The organism is Bacteroidales bacterium (assembly GCA_023228145.1).
Lineage (GTDB): Bacteria > Bacteroidota > Bacteroidia > Bacteroidales > CAIWKO01 > CAIWKO01.
Genome location: JALOBU010000002.1, coordinates 50,428 through 65,421 on the forward strand (window position 1 = coordinate 50,428; position 14,994 = coordinate 65,421).

Here is a 14,994-nt window from a genome sequence, read left to right on the forward strand (position 1 = left end):
TTATGTTGTTACGTTTAACCGACAGGCAAAAATGGACACTGTTTCTTGACCGTGACGGAGTAATAAATAAGAAACTTCAGGATGATTACGTAAAGAATTGGCAAGGATTTGAATTCCTTCCCGGAGTTATTGAGGCTTTGTCCCTCTTAAAAAAGTATTTTGACCGTATTATTGTAATTACCAATCAGCAAGGCATAGGAAAAGAATTAATGAGTGAAAAAGATTTAAAAAATATTCACAAACATATGTGCAATGTGATAGAAAACGGTGGTGGTAGAATTGACAGAATATATTTTTGTCCAGATGTAAACTCTAAAAATGACTCCTGCCGCAAACCAGGCATCAAAATGGCGATGATGGCTAAAGCTGATTTTCCAGAGATAGACTTTCAACATACAATCATGATTGGAGATTCAATTACTGACATGAAATTTGCAAGAAATATCGGTGCTTTAACTGTATTCATCAGCAATAATAAATCATTGCAAAATGATAATAAACAACTTATTGATTACGTTTTTAATAACCTAAATGAATTTGCTAAATATTTGTATGATATCAACCATTAAATACAAGCTTCTAACAACAATTTTTGTTTTTATAACAGGAACTATTTTAGCTCAGCCCCAAAACGTAACAGACTCGTTGGGCCGTAAACAGGGATATTGGAAAAAATATGTTAAAGATACACTTAAATACGAAGGGCAATTTGTTAATGATAAACCCGTAGGAGAATTTAAATATTATTATCCTGACAAAAAAATCAAAGCTATAACTCTTTATTCTGACAGCGGACGAAATGCACAAACGGTAATGTACTTCAACAATGGAAAGAAAAACGGCGAAGGGTTGTACATTGACAAAAAAAAGGAAGGGCTCTGGGTTTATTATGGCATGAATGAGTTGAAAATCTCCGAAGAAAATTATAAAAACGGGATTAAAGAAGGTACTTGGAAATATTTCTATGATGACAAAAAAATCAACAGGATAGAAAATTACATAAATGGTATACTTGATGGGGAATGTATGGAATTTTACGCAGATAGTATTTTAAAAATGAAATGCTTTTATAAAAACGGGAAACTTGATGGAAAATATCAATATTTTTATATCTCGGGAAAAATATTATACACAGGTTATTATAAGACAGATTACAAAGATGGAGAATGGATGTTTTTTAATGAAAATAATTTTGGAGAACGAAAATTAACTTACAAGAATGGAACACTTTTAAAGGAAGAAATTATTTTAAAGCATCAGGAAGGAAGTATAAAGTATATTAACATTGAAGATATTGCATACTGTTATTTTAAGGACAAATCGACAATTATAAAGTTGAATTCAGGTGAAGAACTTCCCTTTTCAACTGATTTTAATGAACTTGAAAAACAACTCGGGCAATATAAATTCTTCAGAGTTAAACAGGATTTTATAGTTTCTGCCTGGTCAGTTAAAAACCGAAAGACATTCAACACAAGCAACCCTGTGCTCATACTTAACCCTGACCCCGGCAAACAAATTGAAGTTCAAAAAGATAATCTCGAAGCTTTTATGTCCTGGGCAGGCATAATTAAATACGAATAATGCAATGCCGGAAAAAGGCCGAATATTGGTAGCAATGAGTGGAGGCCTCGATAGTAGTGTTTCCGCTTTATTATTACAAAAAAAAGGATATGAAATTGTTGGGGCGACTTTTCGCACCTGGGATTATATTACTGAAAGTTGTAATGCAAAAAACAACGGGTGTTGCAGCATTGAAGCCATTCACGAAGCATCCGCATTTTCAGCCGAAAATGGTTTCGAACACCACATTCTTGATTTCAGGCAGGATTTCCGTAAAATAGTAATCGACGACTTCGTGAATGAATACCGGGCAGGCAGGACGCCCAATCCCTGTGTCACTTGCAATGCAAAAATAAAATGGGGATTGCTGCTTGAAAAGGCCAAAGAGCTGGGATGTGCCCAAATTGCAACCGGGCATTATGCTTGTATTGGCAATAATAGCGACAGGTATTTCCTAAAAAAAGCAGTTGACAAAGATAAAGACCAGACTTACTTTTTATGGCAACTCACCAGTGAACAACTTAGTAAAACTATTTTTCCACTGGGCAGTTATCGCAAAAAACAAATCAGAGAGATGGCTTCTGATCTGGGATTCAGCAAACTTTCTTCAAAACGTGAAAGCCAGGAGATTTGTTTTATTCCCCAAAATGATTATGCTGAATTTATTGAAAGGGAATATCCTACTGTAATGAATTCAATTGGAGAAGGAGACCTTTTAGACACACATGGAAATATCATCGGGCGTCATAAAGGATTTATTCATTATACTATCGGGCAACGTAAAGGGCTTGGTTTTGCAGCAGGTTACCCCCTTTATGTTAAACAAACAGATGCTTTAAAAAATACGGTAACACTTGCTAAACGCGAAGAATTATTTAGCAATGAGCTTTTTGCATCGGGGTTAAACTTCACAAAATATGAAGATTTTGAGCACTTTGAAAATATAACTACGTGTATCCGTTACAATGATAAGGGGACAAAAAGTAGCATAATTAAAAAGGAAGGAAACGTACATGTCATTTTTGAAGAGCCTGTCCTTGCGATTACACCCGGTCAATCAGTTGCGTTTTATGAAGGGAAGAATTTGATCGGGGGAGGTATAATTAAATGAAAACCATATATTTTTCATAAATTTGCACTATCCCCATTATGAAAAAAATTCACTTCATAATATTCATTGTAACTTCCCTGTTCATTCTTTTTTCATGCAAAAAAGAAACTGAACTACCATTAAATATGGGATACCGGTATTTCCCAATCAATACAGGACATTGGATGATATATGATGTTGATTCTGTCAGTTATAATGATTTTACAGGGCAAATTGATTCATTCAGCTATCAGATTAAAGAAGTTATTGAATCTGTATTTATTGACAACTCCGGTAATGAAACGCAACGCATTGAAAGATATGTAAGGGAAAACGATACTTCTGAGTGGATTATCAGGGATGTATGGTATCAGAACCGAACAACAACAACAGCGGAACGTGTCGAGGAAAATTTAAGATTTGTCAAACTTATTTTCCCTGTCGAAACTGGGAAGAAGTGGGATGGGAATTCATTTAATACTCTTAGCCCTCAAACTTATGAATTGCAAGAAACCCACTCATCAAAAACTATTAATGGTAATTATTTTGACTCAACGGCTACAATACTTCAAAAATCATTTTACACCATCATTAGCGAAGATTTTCAACAGGAAATCTATGCCACAGGGATGGGGATGGTTTATAAAAAATACACATCCCTGATAAAAACTCCTGCCGGGTTGGTAACTAGCGGAATTGATTATACTTATTCAATACATACATACGGAAATTAAAAATAAAATGAAAAGAATATTTTTTGTTCTCATCTTGATGTTTTTTTATCTAACTACTGATGCACAATATATAGTTTCTAAATTCAGGGTTACTTTCACTGATAAAAACAACTCTCCTTATTCCATTGATAACCCCCAGGAATTTCTAAGCCAAAGAGCAATTGACAGGAGAACCAAACAAAACATCCCTGTTTCTGTTGACGATTTGCCTGTAAACGCATGGTATATTGACAGTTTAAAAAACGCAGGCGCAATCGTATTGACTGTTTCAAAATGGTTTAATTGTGTTACCATTCAAACAACAGATATCAATGTGATGAACAAAGTTCTCTCCTTTCCCTTTGTAATCGATGTTGATTCTTTGGCAGAGACATCTCTGAAAAAAGGCGTAAAACTAAAGAAACATAAAGACACCATGGAAGGAAACCTGAACTATATTAACAACACTCCTCTTCTATCAAGTCAACCAAATATTAAAATGCATGAAAATACGACATCATATGATTACGGAAATGCTTATTCACAAGTTCATATGATAGGTACAGATTATTTACATGAACAGAATTATCGTGGTGAAAATATGGTTATTGCTGTTTTGGATGCGGGTTTTTTTAATGTAAATTCTTTGCGCGCTTTTGACAGTTTATGGCATAATGGCCAGATTTTAGGCACAAAAGATTTTGTTGAACCTGGAGGCGATGTATTCCAGAGAAGTACTCACGGAATGATGGTACTATCTATTATGGGAGGTAATATTCCCGGAGAACTAATAGGCACAGCCCCCAAAGCAAAATACTGGCTTCTGCGTTCAGAAGATTCTGACAGCGAGTACCCAATAGAAGAAGATAACTGGGTGGTTGCAGCTGAATTTGCTGACAGTGTTGGGGCTGATATAATCAACTCATCACTTGGATATACTGATTTTTACTACGACGACTGGAGTTATACATATCAGAATATGGACGGGCAAACGGCACGTTCGACACTAGGAGCAAAAATGGCTTCTTCACGGGGAATACTTGTGGTTAACAGCGCAGGCAACTCGGGTAACAATGATTGGTTCTATATTGGCGCTCCTGCCGATGCAGAAAATATTATTACAGTTGGTGCTGTTAACTCAAAGGGCAATATCTCAAATTTCAGTTCAAGAGGCCCCACAGCTGATGGAAGATTAAAGCCTACTGTTTGTGCAATGGGAGAAGGAACATATGTTTCCTCTTCATCAGGTAGCATTACTTCCGGAAATGGGACTTCCTTTTCTTCACCTGTCATTGCAGGCTCTATGGCGTGTTTATGGCAGGCAAACCCTAACAAAACAAATTTGCAAATAATTGAAGCAGTTATCGCTTCCGGAAACAGATATCTGAATCCCGGGCCAGAATATGGATTCGGTGTCCCCAATCTTATGGCCGCAAACCTTATACTTAATGGAAATTCATTCCAGAATTTTGACAAGGAGAACAACCTGACTGTATTCCCCAACCCTTTTGAAGAAACATTTCAGATAATCTTTTATTCAAGCGATACGACTGCAATGGATATTTTTTTATATGACATGACAGGGAAAGTGGTTTATCAGAAAGAAAAAGTTTTACGCACATTAGGATGTAACAGTATAAACATCTCTGCTATTGGTGATTTATCAAAAGGTTATTACACCTTAAAAACGATAACATCAAACGCAACTTATTCGACAAAAATTATGAAGTTGAAATAATCCAAAAAAAAAGAGGCGTTCCTGCCTCTTTTTTATAGTGGTATGTAAAAAAATTATTTTCTTTTACTTGCAGTCGGCACTCCACGCCTGTTTTGTTTGTTTTTAATGATATAATTCTTGTTAATAGGAATTATATTTTTCTTCAATTTTTTCTGATAAGGTGAATGATATCTTTTTGAAATAGCAGTTCTTCTGCGCTTTATCATCCTTTTGTAGCGGTAATGCCTTGTACAGGACTCAAATGCTATCTCAACAATGAATACTGCAAGCAATATCACGTACCATTTTTTTAAATATCTCATAATGTTATTTATCATTTTACGAGAAAGTGCTCTTTTTTGTATGTATAATTTCCGACGGTAAAACTAATAATTTTTTTTTACAAACAAACAAAAAAAAATATCCATTTTTAATTAATACGTTTTATACTGAAAATTTATAATTTATGTTACAAAAGAAAAACATTTTTTTTAATTAATTCAATTTTTAAGAAAAAATATATTTTTTGTTTGTATTTGCAGATTGCTAAAATAACTAAATCTTTGCTCCCTTGCTCTATGTTTTTCTTATTTTTTATATGTGCCTTTTAAAAAAGTCAGTAACTTTGAAGAAAAATATTATGCAAAAAAGGATTTTCATCTTACTATTTTTGTTGTTCGCCCTGTATTTCAAAAATTTTACTTTTGGACAGTTAAATGGAATTTATACAATTGGAAACGCACCCTCTGATTATCAAACTTTTACTGCAGCCCTGAACGACTTACATTCACAAGGTATTATCAGCAGTGTCGTATTCGAAATAAAACCCGGAACTTATACCGAACAAATATCTATTAACCCCATTACCGGCGCAAATGCAACTAATACAATTACATTTCAACCACAAGACAACAATGTCAGCTCTGTAACACTACAATTTTCATCATCTGCCTCAGCTGCAAATAATTATGTTATTAAGCTTGACGGAGCTGATTTCATCAATTTTGACAAGCTGACCATCATAAGAACTGACACTTTCTTGTACAGCAGGGTAATAGAAATTTCAGGCTCGGCTCGCAAAAACTCATTCACAAATAATATTATTGAAGGTAATACCAATCAAAATACTAAAATTGTAGCTTCAGTTATTGGAACTGACAGTTCCGGCAGTAAAAGTTATAATACTTTTAACAATAATATTATCAGATACGGTTCTCATGGCTTATTTTATGTCGGTCAAAGCAACACTATCCCCGATTCTTGCGTGATTGTGTCAAACAATCAATTTATTGGCCAGTTCGCCAAGGGATTACGCATGAAATACCAAAGATTCCTCAACATCAGTAATAATGAAATAACTTCTAATGTAATAAACAATAATTATAATGCCATGTATTTCCAATATTCAAACGATACCATGCGCATTGTGAACAATAAAATTGCTATTGCAACAGGTTATGGCATTAATATGTGGAATTGTAATGAAACTGTTGTAGTAAATGCTCTTATTGCAAATAACTTCATTTCAATAATCAGCAATCAAACGAGCATTAACGCAATCGGAATTTATATTTTTAACAGCAAATATCAGCACATCCTTCATAATAGCATTAATGTACAAAATGGCACACCTATAAATAGTTCATGCATAAATTTAAACGGCAGTTCAACCGCAAGTTTATATATTAAAAATAATATTTTTAAAAATTCCGGTGGCGGATATGCTTATTATGTCAGCAAAACAACAAGCACTCCCATTGCAGCTTCCAATTATAACGACCTTTTCGTTGGCACAGGTAATTATATTGGGTACTGGCAGTACAGCGAAAATATTTCTCCCCCGCTTACCAATTGGCAGAATGTTTCTTCATTTGACCAAAATTCTTTTACTACCAATCCTAATTATATTTCCTCAACCGACCTGCATGTTACAAGCACAGTGCTGAATGGCGCCGCAACAAACAATTTATCTCCATTTGTTATTTCAACAGATATTGACGGAGATATAAGAAACGCAACAACACCTGATGTCGGGGCTGATGAGTTTCACATTAATGACCTCGGAATAGACTCAGTGTTGATGCCCGCTTCGGGGGTTTATTGTCAGAATACAGAGTTTAATGTTAAGGTTCGGATTAAAAATTATGGGTATAATAACTATAATGGTGCTATTTCGGTTTATTACCGTATTGCTGAAGGCACACAAGTAAATGAAACTACACCATCTTTGTCAATACCTGCCGGAGGAACTCAGGAATACACCTTTTCAAATACTGAAACACCAGATACCACAGGACAATTTGTATTTATAGCAGGAACTAATATCACGGAAGATAATAACCGGGCAAACGATACTTCGAGCAATATTATCCCCATTCTTAAACTTCCCGTTGCCGGATTTACATATGAAATAAACGAGCTTGAAGCAACCTTCACCAATACATCTGAAAATGCAATTCTTTACTTATGGAATTTTGGAGACGGTAGTGCCAACAGCAATGCCGCAAATCCTGTTCATACTTTTCCAGCTTATGGAAATTACAACATCATGCTCGTTGCTTCCAATGCATGCAGCAGCGATATTGAAAACCAATCAATCGGTATTGTTGGAATAATTGAAAATTCATCAACAGAGCTTATTGCTGTTTCTCCAATTCCTGCTGATGATTATATCATAATTGATATAACTCAAGAAACAGAACTTGTAAAATCTGTTAGTATCATGGATATCAATGGGAAACTGATTTGCAGTCGTTCACTACTAAATAATAGTTCAAAACAATATAAACTTAGTGTGTCAGATTTTACTGAGGGCATGTATTTTCTGATAATGAATTTTGAAAACAAAATTGTTTGCAAAAAAATACTGATTCACAGAAACTAAGAGCCTTTAACACCAGTTTTTTCTTTGCATTGGCTCATTTTTCATAACATTATTGACAAAAAATATTATTTTTGTGTGGATTAAATTTGTTCAGGATGCTCTTGCGAGTTGACAATATATGATGAAAAACCTTTTTGTAAAAATATCACTTATAATTATTGTTCTTGTTTTAATCATTATTAAGAATACAACTTTTGCACAGGGAAACGGAGAGCAAACATTTGAAATTATCGAAAGCCTGAATGACAGCATTGACCTTCGTTCAAATTTTTATGATGACACGGATTCTCTCTCAGAATATTTTCCTGCTCACGGATTATATGAAACATGGGATAACGATGGGATATATTACCCTCAGGTAGATTTTTCAAGTAAAAAAGATACTACTTTATTGATTCTTTGCGATAATAAAACAAATTTCTATACTCATCCGCATAAAGGACACATCAATTCTGAATATGGTTATCGGCGTAGGCGTTTCCATTATGGAATTGATATAGATTTAAATATTGGTGATAGCGTTAAAAGTGCATTTGACGGCATGGTGCGAATTTCAAAATATCACAGAGGATATGGGAATGTTGTCGTGGTTAGGCATTTTAATGGCCTGGAAACTGTTTATGGGCATTTATCAGGATTCCGCGTCAGGGAAAACCAGATGGTTAAGGCCGGACAAATTCTCGGCTATGGTGGCAGCACAGGTCGTTCAACAGGGCCACACCTTCACTTTGAAGTACGTTATCTGGGCACACCTATGAACCCCAGAAAAGTTATAGATTTCGAAAAATTTAAACTATTAAGTGATACCCTTTTAATAACAAATAAAACTTTTGCAAAATCTGCCAGTAAAACTTACCCTAAAACCTCTAAATCCAGTTATTCAGGTAGTTCCAAAGGCTCTGGAAATTATTATTATGTCAAAAAAGGAGATACACTAGGTCATATTGCATCAAAATACGGGACTTCGGTTTCAACATTATGCAAGCTTAACGGTATCTCATCAAAAAGCATATTACAAATCGGCCAAAAAATCCGCGTCAGATAATTTATGAACATCATTTTGTGAATTATTTTCATTTATTTCCTGAGTAGATTATAAAAATAAATTACTTTTGCCAGCAAATGGTGCCGGTATTGAGTATTTTGATACCGTAAAGGGAATCAGGTTAAAATCCTGAACAGTACCCGCTGCTGTGAGTTCTATGAAAACTTTTTATGCACTCTTGTCACTGTCCGTTATTTATGGGATGGGAAGACGCATAAAAGGGGAACAAGTCAGAAAACCTGCCATTGAATATTTGTTATTTATAGCTTTCGGGGAAAAAAGCTTGAATAGATAAATCAAATTTCTTTTTTATCTGTTTTTCCCAAAAAGTTACAAGTAACATACTGGTAAATATGTTATTGTGTTAAAAACAGGAATCATCGGCTTTTTTGTATTTTTTACAGCAACTTTTTCTTTTGCTCAAAAACCAATCAACGACTCCATTTTTTTACTGCAGGAAGTGGAAATTAAAACGGAACGTTATTCAAATAACATCATTGGAGTTAAAACCATTGAAATTGACAGCAATTATATGAAAATGTTTGAAACAAAAAGCCTGAACGATGCTCTGGCACAAATTTCAACACTATATATAAAATCTAATGGTGTGTCGGGATTAAGCACTATTGCAATAAGAGGAACCGGAACTTCTCATACTGCCATTTTGTGGAATGGCTTTAATATTCACAATCCCATGAATGGCGGCATGGACTTATCTTTAGTGCCTGTCGGGTTTAACAATAAAATATCCATACAGTATAATGGGCCATCAGCTTTGTATGGAAGCGGCTCCATTGGAGGAATAATTCATCTGACTGACATTCCAAGGTTCGGGAAAGGGCTGGCTGTTTATGCAGGGGCAGATTACGGCAGTTTCATCAATTATTCAGCAAATGCAGGTCTTGAGTATAGCAATCAAAATAACAGCAGTGAATTTAGAGCTTTTTTCCATGAAGGGAAAAATAATTTTTCTTATTCAAACTTGGCTAAATATGGCAATCCGAAAGAAAAACAAATTCACTCTGACATGAAACAATATGGAGCAAGCCTGAACGAATCCTATAAGTTCAATGATAAGAATATTCTTAATTTCCGCCTCTGGTATCAAAAAAGCGACAGAAATATCCCGCCAACAATGACACAGGAGTTCAGTTCGGCAGAACAGGGCGATGAATTTTTAAGAAGTGCGGCAGAATGGAATAATATCGGTCTGCGTTACCGGCTTTTTATCCGCTCGGCATTGTTTTATGAAACATACCGATACGATGAGCCCGATAAAAATATTTTCTCAAAAAGCAAGTCCCTTCTCTCTGTGGATGAAGCAGAGATATATGTCAAAATATTCCCTTTTCATACCATAAACACTGGAATAAACTATACGTATTCAAAAGGAATATGTGATTACTATTCTGATGCCAAAACACAGCAATCGCTGGCCGTTTATGTTTCCTATACCGCCGTAAGCAAAAAAAACTTATGGAAATTCAATGGCAGTTTACGAGGAGAGTACAACGACATGGGGCTGCTGCCGCCAATGTTTTCGGCAGGTATGGAAATTAAAATCTATAAAGAACTTATTTTATATGCTAATTTTAGCAGGAACTACAGGGTGCCAACCATGAATGATATGTTTTGGTATCCGGGAGGCAATCCAGAGCTTAAACCAGAAAATGCTTACGTCGAAGAGCTGGGAATTAAACAAAATATCACTTGCAAAAAAATAAAAATTCACTATTCTGTATCCGGTTATAATAATAATGTAACAAACTGGATAATATGGCTGCCCGAGTCGTATTACTGGTCGCCGCAAAACATTCAGGCCGTTTGGGGCCGGGGGGCTGAAAGCAATATAGCTGCTGACATTCCCATTCGAAAAAGCGTGCTGAAAATTCAACTCGAAGCCGCATATACCAAATCTACCGTTGAAAAAAGTTCAAACATTACTTCTCTTGGCAAACAGCTTATTTATACACCGGAAGCAAATGCAGGTCTCATTATTTTATGGTCATATAACACTTTTGCCTGTTCCTATAATATGAACTTTGTTTCAGCACGATATACCTCTCCGGATAATTCAGAACAACTTCAATCCTATCTGTTGGGGAACATCCATCTTGCAAAAGAATTTAAAATAAAAGATTTCGGCCTCGGAATATTTTTTCATCTTAATAATATCTGGAACCAGGAATACCAGACTATTGCTTGGCAGGCCATGCCCGGTATAAATTTCAACACAGGAATTAAATTAAATTTCAATAAAAAAACAAACAAAACATGAAAACAAAAAAATTATCAATTATCACTGCATTAGTAATTATAATGTTATTATTGATGCCCCCTGTAGCTAAAACTCAGACAATTTCTGATTTTGAAACCCCCGTTCTGCCTGCCGATACTTTCTGGAACGGAAGTGACGGCTCTGGTGGATTTGCAAATGGCAACGCCTGGTTCAATAACAAATTTACGGACTGGGGTGGTGGATTTACTTCATGGGGCGGTTTTAGTTACTCAAGTATGCGTGACACCCTGACACAGAGTTTTACTAATGACCTTAGCGCAATAAGCTGTTTTGGATTTAATAATTCGCAACAATATGCCGTCTGTTATGTGAGTGTTTTCGACCCTTTGCCGGTTATCAGGCTCACAGGAATAGCACAGAACGACAGTGTCAGCGGCCTTTATATTACAAATTCCACTTATGGATATCTTACCATGAAAAACGGGGATTTTGCCACAAAAAAATTCGGCGGGGCAGACGGCACTGACCCGGATTGGTTCACAGTTGCAATTTACGGGTATAAAGACGGCATGAAAAAAGCCGACAGTGTCTTGTTTTACCTTGCAGATTTCAGGTCAGCCGATTCTACTGAAGATTACATTGTAAAAACCTGGGAATGGGTAGATTTAAAAATTCTGGGAAAAGTTGACAGCCTGGAATTCAATATGTTCTCAACCGACACTGTTGGCGGGTTTGGTATTAACAACCCCACCTATTTCTGCATAGACAACCTTATCACAAATCATAATAGTTTTGCATCGGTAAAGGAAAATATTTCAGAACAAATTCTGATATACCCAAACCCCGCTAATGATTTCATTTATGTTAAAAATATTCCTGTAGATAAACAAGCAACAATATTTGTAAATGATATTTACGGAAAAATTGTTTTTATTATCCCAGTTAATGAATCGTTCGCATATCTTGATATCAGGCATCTCTCGCCAGGTATTTATACAATTATATGTAATGGATTGTGTGCAAAGTTTTTAAAAAAATAAAAAAACTATGAAATATTTTCTCATACTGATTCTTATATTACCTTATGCTGGGTTAGCTCAATTTCCGCCACCTGCTGGACAAACAGGAACTACAGCCATTTATAAGGATAGTACTATTATTGTTTCATGGGCAAGCAGTTGTTCTGTGGCTCGAGGCTGGCAAAATATAGCCGACACCACACTTGGCAGAGCTGATGTGGGAGATAGTTCCATGGCCACAGGACAGGCAGGAACCAACGGTGTGGTTAGCCTTGGAGACGGTGGATATGCCACACTCACATTTCCCAATCCCATTACTAACGGCTCATCATGGGACTTTGCCGTTTTTGAAAATGGGTTTACGGACACTTTCCTTGAGCTTGCATTTGTTGAAGTTAGTTCTGATGGTATTTTATTCTATCGCTTTCCTTCAACATCCCTTACTGATACTTTAGTTCAGGTTGAAGCCTATGGCGGGCTTGATGCAGCAAAACTTAACAACCTTGCCGGGAAATACCGTATGTTTTACGGCACTCCTTTCGACCTTGAAGAACTAAAAGACTCAGTGGAACTGGACATAAATCACATTACACATGTCAGAATCAGAGATGTAGTTGGTTCTCTGGATAATAATTATGCGACCTACGATTCTCATGTTAAAAAAATCAATGACCCCTGGCCCACCCCTTTCAACTCCTCCGGCTTTGACCTTGACGCAGTTGGTGTTATAAATCAAATTGCCTCTGTCAAAGAAAATGATAATAATACAAATTTATCCTTTTACCCGAATCCCTGCAGAAATACAATAACAATTAATTACAACGATATAAGCAGCGGGGCAATATTATCAATACTGAATTTATCAGGAATGTGTATTAAGCAACAAAAAATCGTGGAGCAAACCATCCTAATAAACATCTCTGATATCACTCCGGGAATTTATTTATTGAGGCTTGCCAGCGAAAAACAAACCATTTACAAAAAACTAATCAAGCTATGAAAAAGCGAATCAAAGCCTGTATTTTTTATACTTTAGCATGCGCCCTGCTTATATCTTCATGCAAAAAAAATACTCCTCCGGATGATATTCCAGATATCAGTGCCGGGAAAGGCGTTTTCATTGTCAATGAAGGTAATTTTCAATGGAGCAATGCCTCAGTGAGCTACTATAACTTTGATGATGGTTCATTTTCAGAGGACATTTTTAAACAAGCTAATAACAGGCCATTGGGAGATGTTGCGCAATCCATGTATGTGTTTAATGGGAAAGGCTATATTGTCGTAAACAATTCTAATAAAATAGAAATAGTTAATATCGTTGATTTTACTTCTGCTGGTGTCATAACAGGATTGAATTCTCCGAGGTATTTTTTGCCTATCAACACCTCAAAAGCCTATGTTTCAGAGCTCTACAGTAAGTGTATTCATATCATAGATTTAAACTCAAATACCAAAACAGCTAGTATTCCGTGTACAGGCAGCAGCGAAGAGATGATATTTGCCGATGAGCAAGTTGTTGTTACCAACACGAGGACAAATTATATATACCTCATCAATTCAAATAATGATATTATTACCGACAGTATAATGGTAGGGTTTGCGTCAAATTCTCTGGCGAAAGATAAAAATGGGAAATTATGGGTAATGTGCGCAGGAGATGAAATTAACAGTATCAAGGCTTCGTTACATTGCGTAAATCTTCAAACCAAAGAAGTGGAAAAAAATTTCGACCTGAATGTATCTTTGAATATCTGGGACAAAATGAGAATGAACAACACTAAAGACACTATTTATTATATGTGTAACGGAGTTTATAAAATGTCCATTGATGCATCAACCCTGCCGGCATCACCGTTTATATCACAGGGCAATTGCCTTTTTCTTGGAATTGCTGTTAATCCCAATAACAATAATATTGCTGTGGCTGATGCTGTGGACTATATACAAAAAGGGAAAGTGTACTATTATTCTTCAAACGGCAGCCTGTTAACAACCATCAACTCCGGAGTTATTCCTGTTGATTTTTATTTCAACTAAATCCTGTCTAAAAATACGATGCCATTCAGGTGATCAATCTCATGCTGAAATATATGTGCTGTGTATTTTTGAGTTATCCTTTCGGCTTTGTGTGTGCCATCCGGCAGGTCGTATTCTACATCCACCCAAATAGCACGCAGAGAATTCTGCTGAATTCCGGGTATTGACAAACAGCCGTCAGAACGCCATTCAGTTGTGTCGGAATATTTTGTAATTACAGGATTTAAAAATACTTCCCATGGACGGTTATACATAGTTCCCTTATCATGGCGCTGCACCCAGATTATATTTCTGTTAATGCCAACCTGCGGGGCAGCTATACCGACTCCACCTTCATCAAGAACAGTTACTTTCATCCTGTCAATAAGAAAAAACAAGGTTGTTGTGTCATTAAGATTAACATCAATGGATTGGGCACGTAATATTAAAGAATCTTCATAAATAAAATAATTCATAACCCTCATGATGGAATCCATGGCCCCATTGAATATTACAGCTTTCTCGGCATCAGTGAATGCAAGCTCATCAATGGGTGGAACATCAGGGTCGTCAAAAGTTTCTTTTTTGCATTGCGCAAACAAGGTAGCTGCAAAAAGAAGTAATAAAAGAAATGAGAATTTATTTTTAATTTTCATGCTTATATGATTACATTTGTGTTTGAAATGCAAATATATTAAAAACTTCATA

At 35.8% G+C, this 14,994-nt stretch carries 13 protein-coding genes and 1 riboswitch; of the genes, 11 read left to right on the forward strand and 2 right to left on the reverse strand.

The annotated features are described in order from the left end of the window. Positions 1-2 precede the first annotated feature (2 nt). Genes M0R16_01105 through M0R16_01125 form a run of 5 tightly spaced genes read left to right on the forward strand, consistent with a single transcriptional unit; the run spans position 3 to position 5,104 of the window. Positions 3-569, forward strand: coding sequence for an HAD-IIIA family hydrolase (locus M0R16_01105; protein MCK9611483.1), 567 nt, complete (start codon positions 3-5; stop codon positions 567-569). After that, positions 553-1,584, forward strand: coding sequence for a LytTR family transcriptional regulator DNA-binding domain-containing protein (locus tag M0R16_01110; GenBank protein MCK9611484.1), 1,032 nt, complete (start codon positions 553-555; stop codon positions 1,582-1,584). The genes M0R16_01105 and M0R16_01110 overlap by 17 nt, the downstream gene beginning before the upstream one ends. Positions 1,585-1,588: 4 nt before the next feature. Then, on the forward strand, positions 1,589-2,674 hold the full coding sequence (mnmA, locus tag M0R16_01115) for a tRNA 2-thiouridine(34) synthase MnmA (GenBank protein MCK9611485.1): 1,086 nt from the start codon (positions 1,589-1,591) through the stop codon (positions 2,672-2,674). A 38-nt stretch (positions 2,675-2,712) separates the two neighbouring features. Further along, positions 2,713-3,387 (forward strand): hypothetical protein, encoded by a 675-nt coding sequence (locus M0R16_01120; protein MCK9611486.1) that lies wholly within the window; start codon positions 2,713-2,715, stop codon positions 3,385-3,387. A gap of 7 nt (positions 3,388-3,394) precedes the next feature. Then, positions 3,395-5,104 carry a S8 family serine peptidase gene (locus M0R16_01125; GenBank protein ID MCK9611487.1) on the forward strand — a complete coding sequence of 570 codons (1,710 nt, stop codon included), beginning with the start codon at positions 3,395-3,397 and terminating at the stop codon, positions 5,102-5,104. 53 nt (positions 5,105-5,157) lie between these two features. Here the strand turns inward: M0R16_01125 and M0R16_01130 are convergent, their stop codons facing one another. Continuing rightward, positions 5,158-5,406: a hypothetical protein gene (locus M0R16_01130; GenBank protein MCK9611488.1), complete on the reverse strand. Its 249-nt coding sequence runs from the start codon at positions 5,404-5,406 to the stop codon at positions 5,158-5,160. Positions 5,407-5,723: 317 nt separating this feature from the next. Here M0R16_01130 and M0R16_01135 point away from each other — a divergent pair, with 317 nt between their 5' ends. From M0R16_01135 to M0R16_01160, 6 genes are all read left to right on the forward strand, one after another. Beyond that, positions 5,724-7,967, forward strand: coding sequence for a PKD domain-containing protein (locus tag M0R16_01135; GenBank protein MCK9611489.1), 2,244 nt, complete (start codon positions 5,724-5,726; stop codon positions 7,965-7,967). A 118-nt stretch (positions 7,968-8,085) separates the two neighbouring features. Then, positions 8,086-9,012 (forward strand): M23 family metallopeptidase, encoded by a 927-nt coding sequence (locus tag M0R16_01140; protein ID MCK9611490.1) that lies wholly within the window; start codon positions 8,086-8,088, stop codon positions 9,010-9,012. A gap of 61 nt (positions 9,013-9,073) precedes the next feature. Beyond that, a riboswitch (cobalamin riboswitch) is annotated at positions 9,074-9,274 on the forward strand. A 99-nt stretch (positions 9,275-9,373) separates the two neighbouring features. Then, positions 9,374-11,290, forward strand: coding sequence for a TonB-dependent receptor plug domain-containing protein (locus tag M0R16_01145; GenBank protein MCK9611491.1), 1,917 nt, complete (start codon positions 9,374-9,376; stop codon positions 11,288-11,290). Beyond that, positions 11,287-12,291: a DUF4465 domain-containing protein gene (locus tag M0R16_01150; GenBank protein ID MCK9611492.1), complete on the forward strand. Its 1,005-nt coding sequence runs from the start codon at positions 11,287-11,289 to the stop codon at positions 12,289-12,291. The genes M0R16_01145 and M0R16_01150 overlap by 4 nt, the downstream gene beginning before the upstream one ends. A gap of 7 nt (positions 12,292-12,298) precedes the next feature. Beyond that, positions 12,299-13,270, forward strand: coding sequence for a T9SS type A sorting domain-containing protein (locus M0R16_01155; protein ID MCK9611493.1), 972 nt, complete (start codon positions 12,299-12,301; stop codon positions 13,268-13,270). After that, positions 13,267-14,307, forward strand: coding sequence for a hypothetical protein (locus tag M0R16_01160; GenBank protein MCK9611494.1), 1,041 nt, complete (start codon positions 13,267-13,269; stop codon positions 14,305-14,307). Before M0R16_01155 ends, M0R16_01160 begins: the two co-directional genes overlap by 4 nt. On the opposite strand, the gene M0R16_01165 is transcribed toward M0R16_01160, so the two are convergent. Continuing rightward, positions 14,304-14,942, reverse strand: a complete 639-nt coding sequence (locus M0R16_01165) for a peptide deformylase (protein MCK9611495.1) — start codon at positions 14,940-14,942, stop codon at positions 14,304-14,306. The two genes, M0R16_01160 and M0R16_01165, sit on opposite strands and share 4 nt — an antisense overlap. Positions 14,943-14,994: the final 52 nt, after the last annotated feature.

Bases quoted from the DNA above. Each gene is read 5' to 3' on its own strand.
- M0R16_01110 (MCK9611484.1), top strand. From the start codon at position 553: ATGATATCAACCATTAAATACAAGCTTCTAACAACAATTTTTGTTTTT.
- M0R16_01150 (MCK9611492.1), top strand. From the start codon at position 11,287: ATGAAAACAAAAAAATTATCAATTATCACTGCATTAGTAATTATAATG.
- M0R16_01160 (MCK9611494.1), top strand. From the start codon at position 13,267: ATGAAAAAGCGAATCAAAGCCTGTATTTTTTATACTTTAGCATGCGCC.
- M0R16_01125 (MCK9611487.1), top strand. From the start codon at position 3,395: ATGAAAAGAATATTTTTTGTTCTCATCTTGATGTTTTTTTATCTAACT.
- M0R16_01135 (MCK9611489.1), top strand. From the start codon at position 5,724: ATGCAAAAAAGGATTTTCATCTTACTATTTTTGTTGTTCGCCCTGTAT.
- mnmA (MCK9611485.1), top strand. From the start codon at position 1,589: ATGCCGGAAAAAGGCCGAATATTGGTAGCAATGAGTGGAGGCCTCGAT.
- M0R16_01105 (MCK9611483.1), top strand. From the start codon at position 3: ATGTTGTTACGTTTAACCGACAGGCAAAAATGGACACTGTTTCTTGAC.
- M0R16_01130 (MCK9611488.1), bottom strand. From the start codon at position 5,406: ATGAGATATTTAAAAAAATGGTACGTGATATTGCTTGCAGTATTCATT.
- M0R16_01120 (MCK9611486.1), top strand. From the start codon at position 2,713: ATGAAAAAAATTCACTTCATAATATTCATTGTAACTTCCCTGTTCATT.
- M0R16_01140 (MCK9611490.1), top strand. From the start codon at position 8,086: ATGATGAAAAACCTTTTTGTAAAAATATCACTTATAATTATTGTTCTT.
- M0R16_01155 (MCK9611493.1), top strand. From the start codon at position 12,299: ATGAAATATTTTCTCATACTGATTCTTATATTACCTTATGCTGGGTTA.
- M0R16_01165 (MCK9611495.1), bottom strand. From the start codon at position 14,942: ATGAAAATTAAAAATAAATTCTCATTTCTTTTATTACTTCTTTTTGCA.